Raw genomic sequence first — 24425 nt, 5'->3', positions numbered from 1 at the left:
AGCACACGGAGAATGCGTCGACTACTGCTTGGCCCCCTCCCTTGTGCGAAGCACAGGGGAGGGTTGGGGAGGGGTGCTTTTGGCGGCGGCAATCGGATGCGCTTTCCACTAGGCGCGTTCGTACGTTCTGAAGCGCAGAGCGTCGAGCTGCGCTCGCCTACCCCTCCCCAGCCCTCCCCTGCGCCTGCGGCGCAAGGGAGGGGGCAGATTGCCTGCGCACGGAGACTACGTGGAACCAGACTTGGCTCCCAAAACGAACAACGCCCCGGCATTACCGGGGCGTTGTCGATCAACTCATCGCGCTGAACTTACTGCGCCAGCTCGAACCGCACTTCCACGCGGCGGTTCGGCAACAGGCATTCAAGCAACGCGGCACGCGGCTTGACGCCGTCGCACTGCTGCACCTGCTGGGTATCGCCGCGGTACTCGTAGCGGATCTTGTCCGCCGGCACACCACGGCCGACCAGCAGCTCACGCACGGTCTTGGCACGACGCTCGGACAGGGCCTGGTTGTAGTCGAAGCCGTTGCCCTGCATGCGGTCGGCATGGCCAACCAGGGTCACGCCAGCCAGCTCGCGCTTCTCGCTGCCGATGGTGGCCAGGGCACGGTCCACGCTCTCCAGCGAGTAGGTACGGATGTCCTTGTAGCCGTCGCGGTCGAACTCGAACAGCACGTTGGCGATCAGCGGGCCAGCCGCCACCGGAACAACCACCGGGCCAGCCGGATCGACGCCGCACAGGCGCGCTGCGGTTTCGGCTTCGTTGACCAGGTCTTCGGCGATCTGGATGTAGGGCTTGGAGTGGCGCCACTGCTGCTGGTTGAACTCATTGCCGGCGTGCACCAGCTCCACTTCACCGCAGGCCACCTTCTGCGAGGCGCAGGCGAAGCCCGGCGTGCCGTGGATGACCTTCAGGCGCTGCCACAGATCGGCACGCAGGTACTTGGCGTCGTTGACCAGGGCGGTGTCGGTGGGGATCGGCGAGACGCCGTTCTCCATGTCCACGATCAGCTTCTCCGACTCGGTCAGTGCTTCCTGCGGGAAGGCGCTGCGGTCGTTGCGGGTGTACTCGTGGAACGACACGTCCAGCCAGCACTGTGCCTTGGACAGGTGGTAGTCGCGGATCGGGCGACCACCATCGTTCAATGCCTGGATACGGCCCTGGGTCGCTTCGTAGGACTGCAGGTCGGCATGGATGGCTTCATCGCTGATGCGCTTGGCCTGCGGGTTGAGCTGGGTCTGCTGGGCGCCGGCGGTGCCGGCGACAGCGAAGACGGCAACAGCCAGCAAGCTGCGCAGCGGACGGTACTTGGTTTGCATAACGGTCATGGTGTCGTCCTCAGCGGGCCGGGTCGCGGTAGCGGACCGGGTCCCGACGGAAAAGGTCTTCGTCGAACTTGAAGCGCAGGCGCAGGAAGAAGCCCTGCTGCGTGTACTCGTAGCCATTGAGATCACTGTCGCCTTCGAAGCCGGTCCAGTTGTAGCCGGCCGACAGCCACAGGTTCTGCCGCAGCAGGCGGCCAACTTCCATGCCGTAGGCAAACTGGTTGGCGCCGTACTGGCCACGGAAAGTGGAGCCGAGCACGCCGATGTCCCAGTTCTCGGTGATGTCGTACACGACACGACCGGAGACCAGCACCGCGTTGAAGCTGCTGTTGACGCGGCTGCCATCGCCATAGGCGAACTGGTCGCGCTGCCACTTGCCGGCAATGCGACCGGTCAGCCACCACGGCCGCGACGGATGCCAGTCGGCGTGGGTGGAGACGATGTGCGCACGCGTGCGTACATCCTGGCTGGTGCCACTCACCACGTCACCGTTGAGCAGGGTCAGACCGCTTTCGTCACGCTCGAGCTTGTACTCATAGCGCATCAAGGCGTTGACCCGGTTGCGGTCGGTGTCGCGGTAGGCCAGGCCGATCTGGAAGCGGTCCTGCAGCACGTCACCGCGCTCTTCGTAGTTGGTGGCCAGCAGGTAGTTGCGGCCCAGCAACGTCCAGTCACGGCTCAGCTTGCGTGCGACCATGAACTGCAGCAGCGTGGTCTTGAAGGCCTCGTTGCTGTCGGTGGTGCCCGGCACGTCCTCGGAGATGCGGTGCTCGGCACGGATCGCGCCGCGCCACAGCGGGTTGGCACTGTAATCCAGGGCCAGCGCCAGGCCGGTGCTGTCGCCGGTATCGCCGGCGACCACGTTGACGCGTTCGATCGAGCTGCTCAGGCGCAGGCCCTTGGCGATATCCCAGTTGTTGCGGATACCCGAGGCGGCCTGCACATCACGGCCACTGATCGCATCACGCAGGCGGTACTCGGAGAACGCCTGGGTGTCGCGGATGTAGCTGCTGTCGATACCGAACACCAGTGCATCGGCCTCGCGGTCGGTGGTGGTGATGCCGTACGCACTGGTCAGGCCGGTCTGCTTCTCGTAACGGCCATACAGGCGACTGCGCTCGAAGACCTGGTAGTCCACGCCGGCGGCAACGCGGTTGCGGTCTTCGCCGCTGACGCTTTGTTCGTACTCGGCACCACCGCTGAACTTGTCGTTGAAGCGGTAGCCGATACCGACGCGGGCGCTGTCCGATTCCAGCTTGGTGCCTACCGGCAGGTCGCTGGTCATGGATTCGCCGTTGCTGCCGCTGTTGATCACCATCAGCCCGGTGGCCGGATCCAGCGCCTGCTGGCCGTAGCCCAGTGCGCCGCCGCCCGAACCGGTGGCGAAGCCGCCGGTCAAGCCGGACAACTGGCCATAGCCGGTGCTCGACCACGGCGAGGTGATGCCGATGGTTTCGCGGATGCTGCGCAGGCCGAAGTCCAGCGTCAGGCGTTCGGTGGCAGCCACGCGCACGCCTGCACCGCCGGCATCGCGCTTGCCACCATCCGGGTTGCGGTCTTCGCTGCGCAGGGCTTCAACGTACAGCTCCAGGCGCGGGCCAACGGCATAGGACATGCGGCCGCTGTACTCGCCACGGCCGCCGTACAGCGGCGAAGCCTGGTTGTTGAACTCCGGATCGGTGCGCGCGCCGAACAGGCGTGCATCGAACTTGTCACCGTCGTGGGCGAACTCGACGCGCCATGCGTCACCTTCGACCTGGCCGCTGACATCCTTCAGGCCCTGCGACGTCACCTGGTTGAGCGAGTTGGTGTTGACCTCGCTCTGGGTGCGGGCGAACTCGGCCACCAGCATGGTGTTCTGGCCGAAGCGATAGCCAGCATTGACGCTGCCCATCTTGAACTCGGCATACGGGTTCTGGTCTTCGACCGCCGATGCACCAACTTCCAGCTTGTCGGTCAGCTTGTACTGGCCGTCGGCACCGACCACCCAGAACTTCTCGGTCTGCTGATCGAGTTCATAGGTGATGCGCAGCGAGACCGGATTCAGGTCGCTGTCGAACGAAGGCAGGAACTGGTTGAGCAGGATGCGCCCGGAGAACGGCTCGAAACTGTAATCCACCAGCCGTGCCAATGCCTTCACCGAAACGATGCGCGAAGGCTGGTTGCGATCACGCACGATCATCTCGACACGCTCGCTGCCTTCCAGCACCGCGTTGTTGCGCAGCGCGTACGGGCCGCTGCCCTGGCTGCGGAACTCCTCGATGATCTGCCGCAGCGAATCCTCGATGGCGAACACATTGGTACGCACGCGCTCACTTTCAAAGTGCCAGCCCAGGCCGGTCGCGGTGCGGTTATAGGTGCTCAGGCTGCGCTGCGGGATCGGGCCACTGCCGCCAACGCCAGTGCTGGTTGCCAGGTTGTCGCCGGTCTGGAAATCACCGTACAGCAGGTAGCTGCGCTTGTTGTCCACGCGCACGTACAGGCGCTCGGCCGAGCGTGCATCGAAGCCACGCAGCGAGGAATCACCGTAGACCGGGTAGAACTCTTCCGGCTGGATGTCACGCAGCAGGCGACCACGCACATCCTTGTCCGAGTCATAGGCGGCGGTGAGCAGATACTCACCCTTGATCCGGCCCTTGACGAAGAACGCGGTGCGCGCCGAGGCGCTGGCCTTGCCGTTGTTGAACTGCTTCTCCCAGCGACGGATGTCGCGGTCGAAGGCATCGTGGTGCTGCACCGGCGAGATCAGGCTGGCGTTGGACTTGTTGCGGAAGTTCAACACGCCTTCGATCAGACCGGTGGCGAGCAACTCACGCATTTCCGGCAGGAAGCCGATCGTGCCTTCGGCGGTTTCGCCACCGGCCGTGATACGCAGCACTACATCCTGTGGGTCATGCGGGGCGACCAGGTCGAACTCGGCAACGCCGTTTTCGACTTCCAGCTGGACGCCAGGCATCACCTTGTCGGCGTCGCTGGCACCGGGGCCGAACTCATCGGTACGCGAGCCCGGCAGGCGGATGCGACCGCCACTGTTCTCGATGGTGACGAAGGACTTGCCGGCCAGCGGCTTGCCGTCGGCGCCGAGCAGATGCACGGTGATGTGCACCGGCGTCTGGCCGTCGGCGGGCACGCCGTCGCGGTCCACTTCCACCGAGACGCGGTCCACACCAGCGTTGCGGCTGTAGTCGACTTCACCCGAACGCGCCGCCACCACTTCCGGCGGCGTATCGGTGGTGGTCAGCGAACGCGGATACAGCGTGCTGCTGTCGCCGATCACCGGGGTGAAACGGGTGCTGCTGCCCACGTTCTGGGCCATCAGCGGTAGTGAAGCGGTGGCCAGCGCACAGGCCAGCAGGCTCACGCGCGGCATCTTGCGCAGGGCGGCGCGGCTCATGGCTGCACCTCCTGCTGGGCCGCCGCAGACGGCGGATTGGGTCGCGGTTGCACGATCGGTCCCTGGTTGGACGAGTCCGTGGCCTGCTGCGGCGCACGGACCGGCTTGCTGTCAAAGCGCAGCTGCGACTGCCCGGTTTCGGTTTCCGGTGCACGCACCTCACCCTGGGTACGACGCGCCTTCACCTGCTCCAGCAGCGGGTTGGAGCAGCTGCCCTCGACGAAGTCGGCACGGTGCAGCTCGCCGTTCTTCAGGTCCAGGAACAGGCTGTCGGCATCACCGAGGTTGCGGTTGCTGCTGGTGGTCAGGCGTGCACCCACCGGCAAGGTGGACGGGTCCACCTTCAAGGTGTGGCTCTGCGGCGGCAGGCCGCAGTAGCTGTACTTGCCCTCGGAATCGGAAATCATCCAGGTACCGTTGGAGAAGTACATGCGTACGCCCGGGATACCCAGCTCTTCCTCGTCCTGCACGTGGTTGTTGTTGCAGTCCACGAAGATCTTGCCCAGCACACAGGCTTCCTCGGTGAACACACCACCGGTGACGCGCACGCGGTACTCGGCACGGTTGGACGGCACCGAGCCCGGCACCGGCGTCAGCGTGCCCGGATCGATACAGCCACCGGTGATCGAGCAGCCATGTGCCTGTGCACGGTTGATGCCATCGCCCTGCTGCGCACCCACGCCGACACGCACGCGGTAGGTGAGCACCAACTGCTGGCCGACGTTGATCGGGCCAAGGTTGAAGCCCAGACGCGGGCCCGGCTTGCCGATCGGATCGTCGACGGCGCGACCACCCACACGGCCGGTGCCATCGATGTAGGTGAAACCACGCGGCAGCGTGTCGACCACGTTCAGCGTGGCCATCGCACTGCCGGCGGTCTGCCGCACGGTGATGGTGTACTGCACGGTGTCACCGATTTCAGCAGTCTGGCGATCACCGGTCTTGGTGATCACCAGGCCGGTGGCCTGCGCGGTATCCAGCGGGATGTGGTTGTGCACCACACCAGCAACAGCGGAACCAGCGAACAGGTTCAACCAGTACTGGGTCGGCGTGCCCACTGCACCGGTCGGTGCACCCGTCTGCGGCTGTACAAGATGGCTGCTGCCCGCCGCACCCAGCGGCGACAGCGAACCCGTCTCCGCCGGGATCAGCGACGACGCGAACTGGTAACCACCCGGCGGCGTGACCGTCAGCTGGAACTCGCAACGTGCCGGCGCAGCCGGACCAAACATGAACTGGTAGTAGCCGTTGTTGCCAACCGTCATCGACACCGCATTGCCTTCCACGCGGTAACCACCGGCGCCGGCATTGAGGATGGCGGTCTTCGGGTCATAGCCGGTGCACACGCCAACCGGTGCGATGGTGACGATGGAACCCGGCACCGGATCGCGGGTGACGGCATCGTAGACGACACCCGACGGATCCACCGGCAGGCTCTGCTGCGGCAGATGCTGGCCGGCTTCGAGCACGACCTGCAGCTGGCTGGTGCCGTTCTCACTGACACGGCAGGCGCTGACGCCGTTGTTGTTGATGGCGCGCGGACTGTCACAGGCCACGCCCATGCCGCCGACGGTCTCCTGGTTCACCGGCCATGCCCACAACACGCCCGAGCTTGGATCGCGGAACTGGATGTTCCACTTCACGCCCGGAATCACGTCGGCAAAGCGATAGCTGCCGTCCACTGCGGTAACGGTGGACTGCGACACGGCGCCAGTGACCGAGTCCAGCAATTCCACGATCCACGACTGCAGGCGTTCGTCGCCGCCGTCCAGGAAGGTGTCCTCGCTGCCGACATCGAACCACACGGTGCCGCCAACCGAGGACGACAGCTGCACCTGGTTGGGCACGCGGCAGACGTTCTGGGTGATGGCGGTATCGCACACCGGCAGGTCGCCGACGTTGCCTTCAAAGGTGTTGCGCTCGGCCACGGTCGGGGTACGGAACTCGTTCTCGCCGCCGCCTTCGATCAGCACGGCATTGTTGACGGTACCGGCGTTGGCAGCCTCGATGCCGACGTTCACCTTGACGGTGATGTCAGACAACGAGGTGGTGCCGACGTTGACGACTTCCGAGCTGCGGCATTCAAAGCGGGCATCGCCCACCGCACCGGAGCAGGTCCAGTTGTTGCCGGCCGGCACTTCAGCCAGGGTCAGGCCCACCGGCAGGCGATCCTTGACGATGTACTCGCCGAAGGAAGGCTTCTGCCCGCCGTTGCGCACGCGGATGGTGTAGCTGCCCACGTTGTTGACGGTGAACTTCACCGTGTTGGACGACTTGCTCACCAGCATGTCCGGCGAATCGCCGATCTCGCCGAAGTTGTTGTCCACCGAGTTGTTGCCCGGCTTCAACACGATGCCGTCGATCTGCGAAGGCACGGTGTCCTTACCGGTGACCTTGGCGCCGGACTTCACACCGTCGATGCTGCCGGCGGTGGTCAGGCCATTGAGGGTTTCGGCAGGCTGGGTCGGCTCGGTCACGATGTAGGTGCCCGGACGCAGGTTCTGGAACACATAGTGGCCCTGCGCATCGGTGACGCCCTGCACGTTGACCGGGTTGCCCAGGTCGTCGGTGCCGGTCAGCACCACGTCGATCATGGCGTAGCCACCTTCGTCGTTCTGCTTGATGCCGTCATCGTTGCTGTCGTTGTAGACGAAGCCGGCAATGCTGCCCACCGGCACTTCACCGAAGTTGTTGTCCTTCGAGGTTTCGTTGACGCCGACCACGATCGTCGAGATCTTCGACGGCGTGGTGCCCGGCGCGGTCGCCGTACCACCGGTGCTGCCCGGCACGGTCTTGCCGTCCAGGGTGCCCGGCGGCTGGTTCGGCTCGGTCACGGTGTAGGTGCCCGGCGGCAGCTCGTCGAAGCTGTAGTTGCCGTCGGCATCGGTGGTCACGGTGAGCTTGATCGGGGTGCCATCGATCGCAGTGCCTTCCAGCTCCACGGTCACGCCGCCGATGCCCTTCTCGCCCGGGTCCACCACGCCATCATTGTTGGTGTCTTCCCACACCTTGCCGCTGATGGCGCTGCTGCGCGGGATTTCACCGAACAGGTTGTCCACCGAGGCCGTGCCCGGCACCGACAGGTCGATGTCGGTGATCTTGCTCGGCACCGTGGTGACCGGCGTCGCCGTGCCACCGGCACTGCCGGCGGTGGTGATGCCGTTGGCGGTACCCGTCGGCTGGGTCGGCTCGGTCAAGGTGTACTTGCCCGGACGCAGGCCTTCGAAGCTGAACTTGCCATCCTTGTCGGTGGTGGTGCTCAGGCTGACGGTAGCGCCGGCATCGTCGACGCCGTTCAACTCGATGACCACGCCTTCCAGACCGGTCTCACCGGCGCCAAGCATCGCACCATCGTTGTTGACGTCGAGGAACACTGCACCAGAGATCGACACCTGCAGCACTTCGCCGAAGTTGTTCTTCTCGGAGCTACCGCCCGCGCTCAGGGCGATGCCGCTGATCGCGCTGGGTACGGTTGCCACCGGCGTCGCCGTACCGCCGGTGGTGCCGGCGGTGGTGATGCCGTTGATGGTCGGCGCACCGTTGTAACTCGGCTGCGCCGCCTGCTGGGTCACCGTATAGGTGCCGGCCAGCAGGTCCTGGAACACGTAGTTGCCGTTGGCGTCGGTAGTCGCGGTCAGTGCGCCCTGGCCCAGCACGTTCTGCACGCTGGCCGGCAGGCTCACTTCGACGTTGGCCAGGCCCGGCTCACCGGCGTCCTGGATACCGTTGTTGTTGCTGTCCAGATAGACCACACCTGACAGCACTGCGGCGATCTCGCCGAAGTTGTTGCCACTGGAGCCTGTCGACGGCAGGTTGGTTATGGTGATGACGTTCGGCGTACCGGTGTTGACGGTACCGTTTTCCTTGCCATCGCCAAGATCAACCGGCTGCGTCTCGGTGACGCGGTAGTTCTTGCCGGTGACGGCTTCCGGGTACGTGTAGTGACCGTTGCTGTCGGTGACGATGGCCGGACCCGGCACCTTCACCCAGTTGCCCGGGCCGTCTTCAACTTCCACGGTGAGGCTGATGTTGGGGATGCCCGGCTCACCGGGATCCTGCGTGCCATCGTTGTTGCGGTCGATGTAGACCGTGCCGCTGATCGGTGCATTGGCCAGCTCGCCGAACAGGTAGCCGCTGGCGCTCTGGCCGGCATCCAGGCCGATGCCGCTGATGACGTTGGCTACCGCATTGCTGCCCGCCGTGGTCGCATTGCCCACGGTGTGCTTGCCGTCGATGTAGGCGGCCGGCTGGGTCTCAGTGATGGTGTAGCTGCCCTGCAACAGGTCGCCGAAGCTGTACTCGCCAGCGGCATTGGTGACGACGGTGCGCGGGGTGATCACCTTGCCGGTGCTGTCGGTGCCGGTCAGGGTCAGGGTGACCCCGGCGATGGCTTTTTCGCCAGCATCCTTGTTGCCGTTGTTGTTGTTGGCCGCAGTGCCCGAGAAATCCTCGTACACGTAGCCAGCCAGGGCGCCAAGCTTTTCACCGTAGTTGTTGCCACTGGAACCGCTCGGCGACAACGCGGTGATGGTGATCTCATTGGTCGGATGTTCCTTGCCCGCGGCATAGCCGTTGGGCTGGGTTTCCTTGACCACATAGTTCACGCCGCTGGGCAGGTCGGCAAACGCATAGTTACCCTGCGCATCGGTCACGGTGCGGTCGATCTCGGTGACGCCATCGGCTGCATACAGCACGATCTCGACGCCAACGATGCCACCGTTGGCAGCGGAGTTGTCGCTGCCCGCATCGGCGGCATCAAAGCTGCCGTTGTCGTTGCGATCCACGTACACCGTGCCAGTGATGGCTGCGACCAGGATCTCGCCGAAGTTGTTGAGCAGCGAGTTCTTGCCTGCCGGCAGCACGATGCTGGAAATCTTCGACGGTGCTTCGGTAACAGTACCTACGGCGACAGAATCGATGTTGCCAGCCGTGGTCTTGCCGTTGTGCGTGGTCACGCCGTTGTACGCCGGCTGCGCCAGCTGCTCGGTGACTGCATAGGTATCGGCCAGCAGGTCCGCGAAGTGGTAACGGCCGTCGGCGTCGGTGGTAGCCACCGTCACCAGCGGCTGGCCCAGTGCATTGGTGGTAGCCGTTGCAGCCGACAATGTCACCTGCACGCCCGGCAAGCCCGGCTCGCCGGCATCCTGCACACCGTTGTTGTTGCTGTCCAGATAAACAACACCGGAGACCCCCGCCGCAACTTCACCGAAGTTGTTGTTGGGCGAGCCGGTTGCCGGAATCACACCGGTTTCGATGACGCTGTTGCTGGTGGTACCCGCCGGGCCATTTTCCTTGCCATTGGCAACGCCGATCGGCTGGGTCTCGGTCAGACGGTATTCCTTGCCGATCAGTGCATCGGCATAGCTGTAGGCACCCTGGCTGTCGGTGGTGAGCGTCGTAACCGACACCCAGTTGCCGAGGTCATCCTTGACTTCAAGGGTGACGACAACGTTCGCGATGCCCGGTTCGGTAGCGGCCTTTGCACCATCATCATTACGGTCCAGATAGACCACGCCAGCGATGGTGGTTTTCAGGTTCTCGCCGAAATTGAACTCGGTACCGTTGCCGGCCACCAGCTTGATGCCGGCGATCTCGTCCTGGTCCGTCACACCACCCGCATTGGCGGTGATGGTGCAGGTGCCCGGCGGGCACGGCACGTTGTTGATGCGTCCAAGGTTGACCGCGTCGTGCAGGTTGACCAAGCCAACCGGCGTGGTCGGCAGCGGTTCGCGCAGGCGGTAGGTCTTGCCAGCGCTCAGGCCAACGAACTCGTAGAAGCCCTGCGCATTGGTGGTAGCGGTCAGGGTGCGGTTGGTCTCTACTTCAAACAGCTCAACCTTCGCACTCGAGATAGCAACATCGGATGGGGTGCGGGTCTTGCTGTTGTCCTGGTCAACATAGACGTAGCCGGACAGCTTGCGCTCCGCAGGTTCCGGGAAATCGAACTGCACGCCATTGGCACCCGTGCCAAGCACCACGCCACTGATCACGCTGGAGCTCGCGGTGTTGGCAACGATGTAGGTGCCGCTCACACCGGTGCTGGCGCCGTTACGCACCGCACGCGACGTGTTCGGCTGTGGAACGCCATTGGTCGGATATCCCGCAGGCTGGGTCTGGGTGATCGTGTAGCCAGTGGCATCGGACGGTGCCAGATTGTCGAACACGTAGTCACCGCTGTTGGCGGTGGTGAACTCGCGGTTCACCACGTTGCCGTACAGATCGGTACCACTCAGGGTGAGCCTGACACCGCCGATGCCGTTGTCGCCCGCATCCACGTCGCCGTTATCGTTGGCGTCCTGGAACACGCGGCCGCCAATGCGGGCATTGGTCACCTGCGTGGTGGAGCTCTTTTCGTTGTTGCCCGGGACCAGATCGATCGAGGTCGGCTCGTCATTCTCGTCACGACCCGGTTCGATGTTGGCTTTGTTGGTGTGGTTGACCGGCGCATAGTCACCGGTGAACACGCCCGGCACGGTGCGCGCCCACAAGGTCAGCGTCAAGGTATTGGCCGCACCCACCGGGAAGCTTCCGCCCAGGTCGCAGGTGATCTTCTGCTGCTGGCCGAGCGCGGTGATCGCGGTCGGGCCGGCGGACAGATAGCAGACGTTGTCGGTGCCAACGGCGGGCTTGCTGGTTGCAACCGTCACCGGCTGCGAAAGCGTGGCGGCGCTACCTGCATCCACTACGAAGGTCAGCGGATGGCTGGCGTCGCGCACCCACTCAAAGCCCTGCGGCAGCGTGTCGGTGACGCGCATTTTCTCGACGCGACTGCCCGCGGCGTTGCGAACGACGATCGAGTACTGGATCGGCTGGCCGACGTTCACCGGCCCGGCTGTTACGGTGGTCTTGCTCACAACCTCCAGGTCGGCCGCCGGGAACACGACATCGTTGACCTGTTCAAGGTTGTTGCCTGCATCACCTGCATCTGCACTGCACTTGCCCTGACTCTCATAGTTGGCGGTTTCATCGCCGCATACATAGGCAAGATTGGTGAACAACACCGGCTTGCTGGAGTCACCGACGACATTGAACACCACGTCGAAGGCGACCATCTGCATCTTGTCCAGCGTGTTCAGCGCCGGGTTCGGGTTCAACTTGCAGACCAGCTCGGCGCCCTGCTGCGCGCAGCTGACGTCAGCGTTGGCCTTGTAGGCGTAGCCACTTACCGGGGCACCGGAGTTGATGTGCTCCACCGCTTCAAAACTGGCAGTGAAGCCCGCCGGAACCGTGAACTGATCGCGGATCTCGACATTCTCCGCCTGCGACGGTCCCAGGTTGAAGGTGCTCATGCGGTAACGCAGCTTGTCGCCGGTCACGAAGTTGGAACGGCCAGCCGGATAGATCTGGGTCTTCTTCTGCTGCAGATCGATGGTCGGAACCTTGACCTCGAACGTCACCTTCCCGCTGTTGTTGCTCTCCGACGCAGTGTCATTGCAGCTGGTCGACGACCCTGGCAACCACTGGCAGATGTTGCCGTTGGAGCTGACCACTGCTTCATTGGTGACCTGCGCATAGACCACGCCACCAGCGGCAACCGACAGGTTGGCCGGCTTCTTGACGCGGGCATTGATGGTGACCGTCTCGGTGGTCTGCGAGGCGATGGTGCCGACACTGTTGATGCAGGAGATCACACCCGTCGTGTAATTGCTGGCGGCACAGTTGAGCTTGCTGCCCGAAGGCACGGTCACGCTGATGATTTCGTAGGCGATATCGGTCGACGTCGCAGTGCCGGTTGGCAGCGTGTCAGTGATGACGAAGTCATTCAGCGGTGCCACGTCCGGGCCGTGATTGCGTGCGGTCAAGGTGAAGCTGATCGGTTCGCCGATCAGCACCGAGCCACTCGGGGTGACCGTCTTGCTGGTCATCCGGTAATCGGTACGCGGCAGCACTTTCACCGCAGCCGAGTCGGAGAGGTTGTTGTCGGCACGCAACGACGTCAGCACCGCATTGGGCGAGGTCAAGCTGGCGGTATTGGTCAACACGGCAACGCCTGCCGTGGAGGTAAGTTCACGCTTCACCGCCAGCACTACTTCAATCTGGGTGCCCGGCGCGACATTGGTGAACACACAGGTCTGGCCGCTGCTGCCCACTGCAAGCGCAGGGCAGTTGGTCCCGGCGAGACCGGTGACTACGGTGTTTGAAGGGACCGAAACCTGGCCTTTGAAGACGCTTGTATTGAGCACCCCCGGCACATTGTCGGTCAGGTTCAACGTCGGGATGGTTTTCTGGTTGGACTTGACCGCCGTTGTCGGCGTCGACACCACGATCTTCCAGTACACCGTCTCGGCATTGGCTTGCAGGGTCGGTGCGCTGGCAACGTCATCCACCCAATTGACGTTGTCCACCGAGGAGAACTTCTCGATGTTGACCCAGGCGGTATCGTTGATCACATCGGTGAGGTTGAGGCCTGCACCAGCATTGGCACAGTCGTTGGTTGTGTTGCGGTCCGCAGGCAGCGCGGCATTGGCCGGATTGATGCCCAGCTGGGTCAAGGCGGTGCTACCAGCACAGGCACGATTGGACAGGATCAGCTGGCCGACCACGGCGGTGGCCTTGGTTTCGAACTTCAACACCGTACTGGTGCCACGCACCAGGGTTCCGGTGCCAGTGGTTTTGCAGCTCACCTGCGTGGTGAGCGCGGCACTGACGCCTGCCGGCGGCGTGACGCCGCGCGCTACCGTGCATTCCCATCCGGGACTGACATTGGCCAAGCCATTGAGGCCATGGCTTGCGTCCATCTCTTCGGGCCGCATGTAGTCAACCGCCCACAGCGGGTTGCTTGGCGTGTACTGCGCGTCGCTGGTGCTGTCCGTGCCGTTGCTGATGGTCAACGTAGTGGTGATCGGGGCACCCGGGCTGATCGGGCCAGAACCAGGGCTCTTCGTTTTGCCCAAGCGGATATCGGTGTAAGGCTCGTTGATCTGGTACGGCGCAAGAACGCTGTTGTTACCTTCGTTCCAGTCCTTCAAAGCAGCCGGCGGGGTAACCACGACCGGGAAGCGGCCATCGCTGCCGGTCGCGGGTGTGGTCAGCGGAATGGTGAAGTCCGCCTTGTTGCCGGACGCAACCACGCCCGCATCGCAGGTCACCAGGGTGCCCGGATACGTCACTCCATTCACGACCAGCTGTTCAGCCGGCTCCGCCGCACAACCAGCGGGCAAGTTGCCGATGATGAAACCGTCGGGGACGATGGTGCTGACCTTGCCGCCGATGGTGCTGGTCTGCGGGCCGTTGTTCTGGTACGTCAGTACCAGGTTCTGCGCGGTATTTACTTCAATCGGTGAGCTCGGAAAGCTGACCTTGGCTTCGATATCGGTACCCAACACGATGTTGTAACTGGCACTGCCCGAATTGTCGTTCGGGTCGGCATCGAAGTAATTTTCGTTCTGGGTAGCGATGGTGGCGTTGTTGGTATGCGTACCCAAGCCATTGGTGCGCATCTGCACACGGATCTTGGCGGCATTGAACTGCGCTGCCGTCATCGGCCCACTGTAGGTACATTTGAAACTGCGGGTGCTGTTGGCGGTGGCAACCGTGTCGCAGACCGGGTTGCCGCCAGCAGGCGTCGGCGTGATCGCCGTCACCACGTTGGCCACGTCGCTGGGCAGCTGATCAGTCACCACGATCGAAGCGCCAGCCGGCAGGTCGCTGCCACCTGCGGCGATGCGCGGATCCAGCTCGAACACGGCGGTGCCGCCGGTTGCGCCCTGGCCGTTGTCCGGCGAAACCAAGGTCTTGGCGACCTGCAAGTTGCCGGTCTCACGGACGGTGGTGGTACCGGTGGCCGGCGTTGGGCTGTTGCTGGAACGCGCGGTGAGGTTGAAGCTGCCCAGCTCGTTGCCACGGATGGTGAAGCCGACCGAGCCAGAGGGAGCACTGGTCGTGTTGCCCGGCGCAACCGGGCAGGTCACCGTGCGCGTGGCTGCGACGTAGGTGCAGTCGTTGGGGCCTGGTACTGCCGGCGGCACGAAGCTCACCGATGGAGGAAGCACCACGGTGATGTTGGTGACCGCTGCATCGGTGGCGGTACGCATCCAACTGATGGTCAATGGGGTGTCGATCGACTGCCCCATATTGGTCGGCAGGTTCACGTTCTGCGGAATCACCGTCGCCAGCGCTGTCGCCGGCAACAAGCAGGTCAATGCCAAGCAGGCCGCAATGCGGGCCAGGCGTGTACGCCAGCTGCCCGCACCCGCCTTGGTGGTGGGTGCAACGGAACCATCGACGGCCATGTCTTGCTCAATTTGGTTGTTCACCGGCAAACCTCTTGCAAACGGCGCACGCACAGCCCGCCCGTCCAGCTGGCGGCCTGGAAATGCTCGTTTTTGTGAAAAGCAGTCCGCCCCAAAACGGACTGCCGAGTCAGCACCTACAGGTGCTTGGAATGGCGGCGATTCTTACGGCGCATACGCGGCTATTCAGTTCCGTTCTCTGACGGAAACTCTCACTTGATTACATTGCGGAACTGCGCGATTGCGCCTCACGGCGCTATCACATTGATTTCACGAAGTATTTACTTCAGCAAGCGCTCACAAATGTGAAACACGGGCATTCACTTAAGTGAACTCGCGATAAACGCAAAAGTGTGACCTACACCGTCAAACGGTAGCCAGCGCCCCGAACTGCGCGAACTGGAAGGGTACAGCCGGTGGCCGACTGCACACGGTTACGCAAACGGTGGACCAGCACTTCAATCCGGTGCGGATCAAAGCTCCAGGGCTGGTCGGTGAGGGCGGCAATCAGGCGTTCGCGGGCAACCGTCTCGCCCGGAGATGAGAAAATCAAAGTGAGAAATGCGCGTTCGGCCTCGGTCAGCGCCAAAACCTGCCCATTGGGCCCGCGCAGGTCCCAGCCATCGGATTCCAGTGCCCAGCAGGGGCTGTTGGCGGCCCCGCCGGCCTCCATCAGCTGCGCCGCCTCGCCGGGCAAGCGCCGGCGCAGGCTATACAGCTTGGCAGCGAGGAATTCCGGCTCCGGGCGGTGCGGCAGGCAGGCGTCGGCGCCAGCCCAGAGGCCTTCGGCGATCAGATGTGGGGTGAGCGGATCGACCAACAGGACAACTCCCAGATCATCACGACGGCGCAGGTGCTCGACCGTCTCGACCATGCCGGCGCGGACCCGGGTGGTATCGATGACCACGATGTCGCAGGGCACGATCACCAGTTCGCGATACAGCGCCTCGACGCTGTCCAGGGCCTGGATCTGCGCGCCGTACGGCAACAGCGGTTGCAACAGCTCCAGGTTGCCGACAATCCAGATACGCAGTGGCGCCAAGGCCGTGGGATTGGCTGCGCCCACAGGCGCATAGTTCAGATCCGATGCCACACACTCTCCCTGTCGGGCGTCAGTAGACAGCCCACCTATTCTCGGGATTTTAGCCTAGCGTAATGTCCGTTATCGCCGAAACGGGGTACACACCGTTTTATGAATGGAATGGGCGGCACTTTCGCGCCGCCCATTCAGTCACCCTTATTCGGCAGGTACGCCCATTTCCTGCAGCAGAGCAGGTGCCGGGTACACCTTGGCCAACAGCCAACGCAGGTAACGCATGTCCACGTGCACTGCGCGCTTGTAGCGCGGATCGAACCACCAGCTGGCGCTGACCGATTCCCAGTTGGAATCGAAGTTCAGACCAATCAGTTCTCCCTTGGCATTGAGCACCGGCGAACCGGAGTTGCCACCGGTCGTGTCCAGGTTGGTCAGGAAGTTCACCGTCTGCGTCTTCAACGCAGGATCAGCGGTGCTGCCGAAATCACCCTTGGCAATTGCCGCCAGCAGCGGCTTGGGCGCGTCGAACGGCACCGTGTTGGTGTTCTTCTCGACGATGCCCGCAACCGTGGTCACCGGCGAGTAGCTGACCGCATCACGCGGATGCAGTGCCTCGACCTTGCCATAGCTGATGCGCAGGGTGCTGTTGGCGTCCGGGTATACCGCCCGGCCCTGGCTTGCGCGCCAGGCGAACAAGGCCTGCATGTAGGACGGACGCAGGCGCAACTGCTCACCCGCGCGTTCCTTGCTGTCGCGCTCGGCGTTGAGCTGTGCCATCACCAGTGCAGAGGCCACCGACACCAGCGGATCGGCTTCGATGAAACCACCCTTGCGTGCGGCTTCGAAGCGCGACAGACGCTGCGCTTCATCGCCGAGCTTTGTCTGTGCGTACAGGTCATCCAGATGCCTGGCCAGCTCGGCCGGGGTGCGACCGAACAGGTTGTCGTAATGCGAGTCGCGCTGTGCATCGGGCAGCTGCTGGTAGCGGGTCAGCAATGCGGTGAGCAAGGCCTTCTCAACGGCCGGGTCGTAGCGACGCTGTACCTGCTTGAGCACACCTTCGATCAAGGCCTGGTCGCGCTGCTGATAGCCGGCTTCACGCTCGGCATCGGGCTTGAGCGACTCCACCCGCAGCCGCTCCAACAGCAACGCCGAACGGAGCAGCTGGGTCTGGCTGGACATCAGGGTGATCAGGAACTCGCTGCCGCCAACCGCGCTGTCCGCGGCCAGCGACGCAAACAGTGCATCGATATCGGCCTTGTACCTGCCATCGGCGCTGGCCAGCATGGCCTGTTCGTCCTGTGCGCGCTGGGTCTTGGCATCGCTGCGCAGCAGGCCTTCCAGTTCACCGGCTGCGCGCTTGCGGTTGTTCTTCAGCGACTGCAGCTGCGAGGCGTAGCGCGTGCGTGCATCGGCATTGCCCTTGCCCTGCGCTTCGATCACGTCGATCAGCTGCTGGAACACTTCCACGCGACGTGGCAGCACGGTATCGATCTGGTTGGCGAACTCGGCGGCGGTGCGCAGGCGATAGGTGGTGCCCGGGTAACCGGCCAGCATCGCGTAATCGCCTTCCTTCGGGCCATCCAGCGACATCTTCAGGTGCGCCGGCGGATGGTAAGGCACGTTGTCCTTGCTGTACGGCGCCGGCTTGCCATCCTTGCCGACGTAGGCACGCAGCAGGGTGAAATCGCCGGTGTGGCGCGGCCACATGAAGTTGTCGATTTCATCGCCGTAGTTGCCGATCGCACGCGGCGGTGCATAGACCAGACGGATGTCGGTCAGCTCCAGCTGGCGGATGCGGTAGAAGTCGCTGCCGTAGTACATGTTGGCCACCGAGCAACGCACGCCGCCTTCGGCCTCGCAGTCGGCGACGATGCGCTTGCGCGCGCTTTCCACCGCGTCGTAATAGCCGCGACCGGTCTTGCCACGCGCGTCCTTGAGCACCTCGTCGGTGACCTTGTCGAAGCCAACCGTCACCAGCACCCGGTAGTCGGGATTGGCAGCGCGCTCGTCATCGCGGCCCTGGGCGATGAAGCCGTCATCGATGAAGTTGTGCTCCTTGCTGGCGTTGTACTGGATGACGCCATAGGCCACGTGGTGATTGGTCAGCAACAGACCCTCGTCGGAGACGAACGAACCTGTACCGCCACCGACACGCACCACCGCACTCAACGGCGGCGCGGTGACATCGGCCAACTGCTTGGGGTCGCCCTTGAAGCCGGCGTCCTTGAGCGTCCTGGCCAGCTCCGGCAGCTGCGTGGGCATCCACATGCCTTCGTTGGCGTGGGCGGCAGCGGCGGTCAGGCTCATGCCCAGCGCCAGCGCGGCGGTAAGCGGTTTACGCGTCATTGGAACTCCAGCGGATTACAGAACAGCGGTGGACAGTAGCGGCCCCCGCTTGGAGCGGCAACCGCCAGCAGTCACGCCGTACCGCCAACGCCTGTTGGGGCGGTGTCAGCCGCGAAGCCGGTGCGGATTGGTTCCCCGGCAGAGCAACGGCTTCGGTGTTGGCAATGCGTCAATGACTTCGGCGGGAGCGCTGGCTTCGCGGCTGACGCCGCTCCCACAACACTCCGCCTCCTGCTCAGCGCTCCTTGCGCCAGTTCACCGAGCCGCGGTTTTCAACCGTGGACGATTCCACTTCGATATCGAAACCGCGCCGCAGCAGGTACTTCAGGGTCAGCACCGAGCCGCTGCCGATCAGTGACACGCCGTAGCCGATGTAGAGCTTGGGCGTTATGTACTTGCCCACGCCGATCACCGAACCGCCCAGCGCGCGTGACTGGCTGACGCCAGCATCATCGAGACCGATCTTGGCACCTACCTGTGCAGCTAGCAGGCCGGTGCCGGCCGACAATGCCGCCGATGCCGCGTTGACCTGCTGTGCCTGGTCGCTGCTGGCCATGCTCAGGCTGCGCCCCAGCACCAGATAGGCCAGTGATTCGGATTGCGACATCGCCGGATCCGACCACACGTCGACCTTGGGCTGCTGGGCACGGCCGGTGACATGGATGCCGGCGGTGATGTCACCAATCGAGCGCTGCGCCTTGATGTTGATGCGCGGGTCGGAGACCACGCCGTAGTTCCACAACAGCTGGCCGTCGGTGATGGTCAGGTCCTGGCCGTAGGCCTTGTAGCGGCCACTGACTTCCAGGCCGCCGTTGGCGGTCATCTCGCGGCCCGGGCGTGCACGCACCTGCATCCTGCCGGTCAGCGCGCCCTTCAGGCCGAAGCCGCTCATCTTGACCTTGTCGCCGAGGCTGACGGTCAGGTCCATGTCCAGCGGCGAGGACGGGCCTTCTTCCGGGTCGACGGGATCCAGCACCACGATGTCTTCCGACGCCGAGGTACCGCGATCCAGGCGTTCAAGATCCAGATCCGCCTCGGGTACATGCACGCTGCCACGCAGTTCCATCGCGGTGCCAGCCAGGGTGAAGTCCAGATCCGGATTGGCCACCACCCGCAGTTCGCTGGTGTTGGCCATCAGCACCTTGTCGCCGTGGATATGCAGCTGCAGGGGCTGTGCATCGCCGAACCAGGACAGGCCGCCATCCACCTGCAGCGTGCCTTCGCCACCGGTCTTGGTGGAGGCGCTGATACGCGCCGAGCCGTCGGGCTGGGCGATGAAGCTGCCCTTGCCTTCGCTCAGGGTCAGTCCCAACGCCGGGAATTCACCGGTGAAGTTGCTGAGCTTGGCCTCGCCACCCAGGGTTGGCTGCGAGCGCGTGCCACGCAGGCTGACGTGGCCTTCGATCAGCCCTTGCGGGCGCACCAGGTCAGGCGAGAACAACTCCAGCCAGTACAGCCGCGCGATGTTCATGTACAGCTCGCCGGTGAGTGCCGCATTGGGCTCCCAGCCGGTCTGCACCTTGGCATCGATGAAGCCGTCGCCCTTGAAGCCGACGCCGAGGTAGCCCTTGATGCTATTGGGCAGCATGTCGACGTTGAGCGAGAAATTGTCGTAACGCACCAGCTCGCCACGGGCATTGTCGCCCAGGCGGATGCCGCCTTCGGCCGAGGCTACCTTGAAGCCACCTTCCCAGGCATTGCCACGCGGACGGATGTTGCCATCCAGGGTGAGCTCGCCACGCAGGTACATGCGGCGGCCTTCATTGGGCGGCAGCCATGGCTGCACCAGGGCAAGCGGCAAGGCATCGCCGCGCAACTGCAGGCCTTCGCGCGGCCAGTTGGCGGCGATACACAGGGCACCACCGGTCTCCGAGCCCAGGCAGGCATCGGACAGGGTGAAGTTGCTGCCCTGCGCACTGAACGTGGCCGCTTGCCGCAGCTGCCATGGCGCGCCCTTGACCGGTGCGATCCGCAGCGAGGCCAGCTCGCCGCGCCAGGCCTGGCCCTGCTGGCGCACGCTGCCACTCAACGCCACCGCGCCCAGCTCATTGCGGGTATCGGCGTCCAGCTGCAGGTTCTGCACGCTGCCACGTGCGTTGATGTTGACCTGGTCGAGCAGCATGCCGACCTCGATCGCACTGCCATGGATCGCCAGCGCGCCGTTGTTGCCCTGCCATGGCAGACGGCCGTTGATGCTGATCTGCTGGGCCTTCCAATCGTCCCATTGCAGGCCATTGCCGCGCAGGTCGGCGGTGATGTCCGGCTGACTCGGCGTGCCGCGCAGCTGCAGCGTGCCGGCCAGGCTGCCGGTGCCGGTGCCGCCGGGCAGCAGATCAGACAGATGCAACGGCTCCAGCCGCGCATCCACATCCAGACGGTCACCGACCTTGCCCTTGGCCTCGATCTGGCTGTCACCCATCACCAGCCGCACATTGCCCTCGCCCTGCGTACCCTGCAATGCGAGCTTGGCGCGTGCATCGACGCGACGGCCGCGCAGCATGCCGTTGATCTGCGGCACGTCCAGCGTGGCCTCGAAACGCATGTCGTTGCTGCCGGCCACGGCAGGCAGCTGCTTGCCCTTGGAGGCCAGCGAACCAGACAGGTTGCCTTCCCAGCCCGGCGCGAAATAACCGGGATCAAACTTGGACAGGCTTGCATCCACATCCCAGGCCAGCGTCGGTGCCCAGGCCGCCGAACCCTTCAGTTCCAGCGAACCACCAGGCGTGCTCGCCTGCAGCCGTTCGATATGCGCCTGCTGGTCGTTGCCACGCACATCGAAATCAAGATTGGCGTCCTGCGCTTCGCGCGCCACTTCAGCCTTGCCAACGGCGGCCCAGTTCTTCAGGTTGCCGGCCACACCCAGCCGCGCCTCTTTCAGATGCAAGGGCACAGGTGTGCTATCCGGCGAACTCGGGTCCGGCTCGGGGGTGTAGGTCAGCTGGTTGGCCACAACCGCGAAGCGGAAGCCCGGGTTCTGCGCATCGCTGAAATCGGCGGTGCCCTGCAGCCGCACGCTGCCGCCGAAGGCTTCGGCAACCAGCGGCGCAACCGTCAGCACCTGCTTGTCGATGGCGACATTGGACGGCGCCAGCACCAGTTCGTTCTCGCCCTGGCGCACCCGTCCCTGCAACCGCGCCTGGCCACCGCGGCCACGCGCGGTGAAATCCAGCGCCAACGGTGCCGGCGCTTCGGCCAGGAACTGCGCCGGCACCAGCTGGCCGATATCCAGCTGCTCGCTGCGCGCGGCCACGTTCCACACCGGATCGCTGCGGCCATCGAGAATGAAACTGACATGCAGCGGCTTGGGCGCGTAGCCGGCCACTGCAACTTCCATATGGGCAAGGTTGCCACGCGCGACCAGTCCCAGCCGCGCGGCAGGCTGGCCCGGACGTGGCGGCATCAGTGCGCGCACGGTCAGGTCGGTGGCGTAGTCCTCGCGCGGCAGGTAATGGCCGTCGATACGGAAATCGCCGAGGTTGCTGTTGACCTTGATCTGGGTGGCGGTGAACTCGCCATCGGCGGCTTCAAGCCCGCCACGGACCTTGCTGATGTCGATGATCGGCTGCTGCAGCTGGGTGATGCGCAGGCCATCGATGACGATGGTGTCGGCCTGCAGGGCCAGCGGCAACTCGATGGCCGGCAATACATCCGGCCAGTTGGGCAGCTCGAACGGCGTGTCTTCCGACGGCCCCAGCTCCAGCGTGGCATCACTGATGCGCAGCGCGTCCAGGCGCAACTTGCGGCCCAGCAGCGGGCGGATGTCCGGATCCAGGTAGGCCTGGCCAGCAGTGAAGTGCAGCTCGTTGTAGCGGAAATCCAGGTCGTGCAGGATCAGCGGCCCAGCCAGCGGGCCTTCGGCCTTGCTCCAGGTCAGCGATGAGCCAGCTGGCAGGCGCGCGACCACCTGCGCCAGCAGCACCTCGCGGCCGGCTACGGTCTGCAGCAACCAGTACAGGGCGAACAGGCCCAGCAGCACCAGCACGGTGATGGTGATGCCGCTGCGCACCGCCAGCGTCCGCAGCCGCGCCTTGCGCTTGGCACGCAGCTCGGCGATGCGCGCTTCGCGCTCTTCCGCGGTCACTTCATCGGGGCGTGTACTCACAGGTCAGCTCCGATGTTCAGATACAGCTGGAACTGCGAATCCGGGTTGTTCAGACCATGCGCGATATCGATGCGCACCGGGCCTACCGGCGATTTCCAGCGCACGCCGAAGCCGACGCCGGTATGCAGGTCGATGGTGTTGTCGAAGGCGCTGCCGGTATCGACAAACACCGCGCCGCCCCAGGGACCGCCGCCGAAGTAGTGCTCGTACTCGACCGAACCCACGGCAAGATTCTTCGCGCCCAGCGCGAACTTGTCCGGTGCCGGCGTACGCGGGCCGACTTCACGGAACGCATAGCCGCGGATGGAGCGGTCACCGCCGGCGAAGTAACGCAGGCTGGCCGGCATCGCGACCAGATCGCTGGTCCAGGTGGTGCCGGCCTGTCCGCGCAGGATCAGCCGGTCGGCCTCGCCAACCGGGATGTACCAGCGCACGGTGGCATCGGCCTGGATGAAACTGGTATCCGAACCGGCCCCCTCGATGCCGCCACGCAGGGTGGCATTGCCGCTCAGGCCACGGCGCGGGAAGCTCTTGTCGTCGACATCGACGTAGTCGGCGGTGAGCTGCGGGTAGACCAGCGTCGAATAGTTGTAGACCGCGGCATTGAACTGGTCGCCGGAGCTGTAGCGCCACCGCTCGCGCAAGGCATTCATCGAGACGATGGCGGTCCAGTGCTCGTTGATCTCGCCGCTGCGGCTGGCGATCAGCTTGACGTTGCGCAGGTCGATGTAATCGGTCTGCTCGTCATAGGCACTGATCGCATAGCTGTACCACCCATCCAGCCAGCGGAAGCCCGGCACGCGGTAGCTGGTGATGAAGCTCTTGCGCTTCTGTGCGTAGTCCAGCTGGGTGCTGAGCTTGTGCCCACGGCGGTTGACGTAGCGACGCTCGACGCCACCGCGCACACCGGGCCCGCTCTCGCTGCCATAGCTCAGACCAGCGGTATAGATGGTGCGCTTGGCGCGGGTCAGCTTTACGTTGACCGGGACCTCGCCGTTGTCATCGGCCTGTTCCGGATGCGGCTGGATGTCGATGACGCTGAAATAATCGAGCTTGGTCAGCGACTCGCGCAGGCGATCAAGCTTGCCTTCATGCCAATAACTTCCCTGTTCCCAGTACACCAGTGGCTCGAACAGCCCCGGACGGAAATAGTCCTGCTCGAAGGTGATCGGCCCCATGTTGTAGCGGCGGCCGCTGTCCCAGGTGAGGAAGATGTCGGCGGCATTCTCGGCGCGTGTCACCTCCACCTTGCGCTGGGTGAAGTCGGCATCGAAGTAACCACGCTCGGCCAGGCGCCGGGTGATGGTGATCTTGCTGGCCTCGTAGTTCACCGAGTCGAAGGCTTCGCCGGTCTTGGGGTGGAAGGCCTCGATATCGTCCTGCAGGTACTGGTCGCGCGAAGCCGGGCCGGTGATGGCCAGTTCCTGGGTACGGACCTTGACCTGCTCGCCCTTGTCGACCTGGATCAGTACCTGCAGGGTCTCGCCGGTACGCGGCGCTTCCACGGTGATCTTCGGGTTGTAGAAGCCGAACGGCTCCAGCGCGGTGCGGGTCTGCCGCTCGGCCTGCGACAGCAGGTATTCCAGCCGGGATTCGCCCTGCACCTTGCCGATCGCGTCGTAGAGCGACAGCGACACCTCGATGTTTTCAATCATCTCGGCGTCATCACCCTTGTCCAGACCCTTGATCTGGACTTTTTCGATGGTGCCGCGGGCATGGGCAAGGGGTGCTGCTGCCAGCGACGCCAGGAACAGAAGGAGCGGGGTGATTCGAGATAGCTGCATGCGCGCCAGCATACCGGTCCGAACATGACCGGCAAAATCACATGGCCGGCAGGGCCCAGCCTTGCTCGGCCGGGGTGGCCCCTGTAGTGGGGGGGGGGGGGGGGGGGGGGGGGGGGGGGGGGGGGGGGGGGGGGGGGGGGGGGGGGGGGGGGGGCGGCGGGGGCGGGGGGCGGCGCCGCCGCCCCGCCGGCCCCCCCGGGGCG

At 64.3% G+C, this 24425-nt stretch carries 7 protein-coding genes; all 7 read right to left on the bottom strand.

The window, feature by feature from the left end; all coding sequences use genetic code 11:
- Positions 1-308: 308 nt before the first annotated feature.
- The 7 genes from ACVOLI_RS08665 to ACVOLI_RS08635 all read right to left on the bottom strand — a co-directional run bounded on the left by ACVOLI_RS08665 (position 309) and on the right by ACVOLI_RS08635 (position 24234).
- A complete protein-coding gene (locus tag ACVOLI_RS08665; protein ID WP_481534291.1) occupies positions 309-1328 on the bottom strand; it encodes an OmpA family protein in 1020 nt (339 codons plus the stop codon).
- Between the two features lie 10 nt (positions 1329-1338).
- Positions 1339-4719 carry an Ig-like domain-containing protein gene (locus ACVOLI_RS08660; protein WP_481534290.1) on the bottom strand — a complete coding sequence of 1127 codons (3381 nt, stop codon included), beginning with the start codon at positions 4717-4719 and terminating at the stop codon, positions 1339-1341.
- Positions 4716-14975, bottom strand: coding sequence for an SdrD B-like domain-containing protein (locus ACVOLI_RS08655; RefSeq protein ID WP_481534289.1), 10260 nt, complete (start codon positions 14973-14975; stop codon positions 4716-4718). The genes ACVOLI_RS08660 and ACVOLI_RS08655 overlap by 4 nt, the downstream gene beginning before the upstream one ends.
- A gap of 334 nt (positions 14976-15309) precedes the next feature.
- Complete coding sequence (locus ACVOLI_RS08650; RefSeq protein WP_481534288.1) at positions 15310-16044, bottom strand: winged helix-turn-helix domain-containing protein; 735 nt, start codon at positions 16042-16044, stop codon at positions 15310-15312.
- 144 nt (positions 16045-16188) lie between these two features.
- Positions 16189-18336: a S46 family peptidase gene (locus tag ACVOLI_RS08645; RefSeq protein WP_481534287.1), complete on the bottom strand. Its 2148-nt coding sequence runs from the start codon at positions 18334-18336 to the stop codon at positions 16189-16191.
- A gap of 235 nt (positions 18337-18571) precedes the next feature.
- A complete protein-coding gene (locus ACVOLI_RS08640) occupies positions 18572-22390 on the bottom strand; it encodes a translocation/assembly module TamB domain-containing protein (protein WP_481534299.1) in 3819 nt (1272 codons plus the stop codon).
- 44 nt (positions 22391-22434) lie between these two features.
- Positions 22435-24234, bottom strand: a complete 1800-nt coding sequence (locus ACVOLI_RS08635) for an autotransporter assembly complex protein TamA (protein WP_481534286.1) — start codon at positions 24232-24234, stop codon at positions 22435-22437.
- Positions 24235-24425 lie beyond the last annotated feature (191 nt).

The organism is Stenotrophomonas sp. STEN029 (genome assembly GCF_056760015.1).
The sequence above is the reverse complement of the archived record's forward strand: the minus strand, read 5'-3'. Positions and strand labels throughout refer to the sequence as shown.

What these genes read in the sequence shown, in the direction of transcription:
- ACVOLI_RS08665 (WP_481534291.1), bottom strand. Translation starts at nt 1,328, where the DNA reads ATGACCGTTATGCAAACCAAGTACCGTCCGCTGCGCAGCTTGCTGGCT.
- ACVOLI_RS08660 (WP_481534290.1), bottom strand. Translation starts at nt 4,719, where the DNA reads ATGAGCCGCGCCGCCCTGCGCAAGATGCCGCGCGTGAGCCTGCTGGCC.
- ACVOLI_RS08645 (WP_481534287.1), bottom strand. Translation starts at nt 18,336, where the DNA reads ATGACGCGTAAACCGCTTACCGCCGCGCTGGCGCTGGGCATGAGCCTG.
- ACVOLI_RS08635 (WP_481534286.1), bottom strand. Translation starts at nt 24,234, where the DNA reads ATGCTGGCGCGCATGCAGCTATCTCGAATCACCCCGCTCCTTCTGTTC.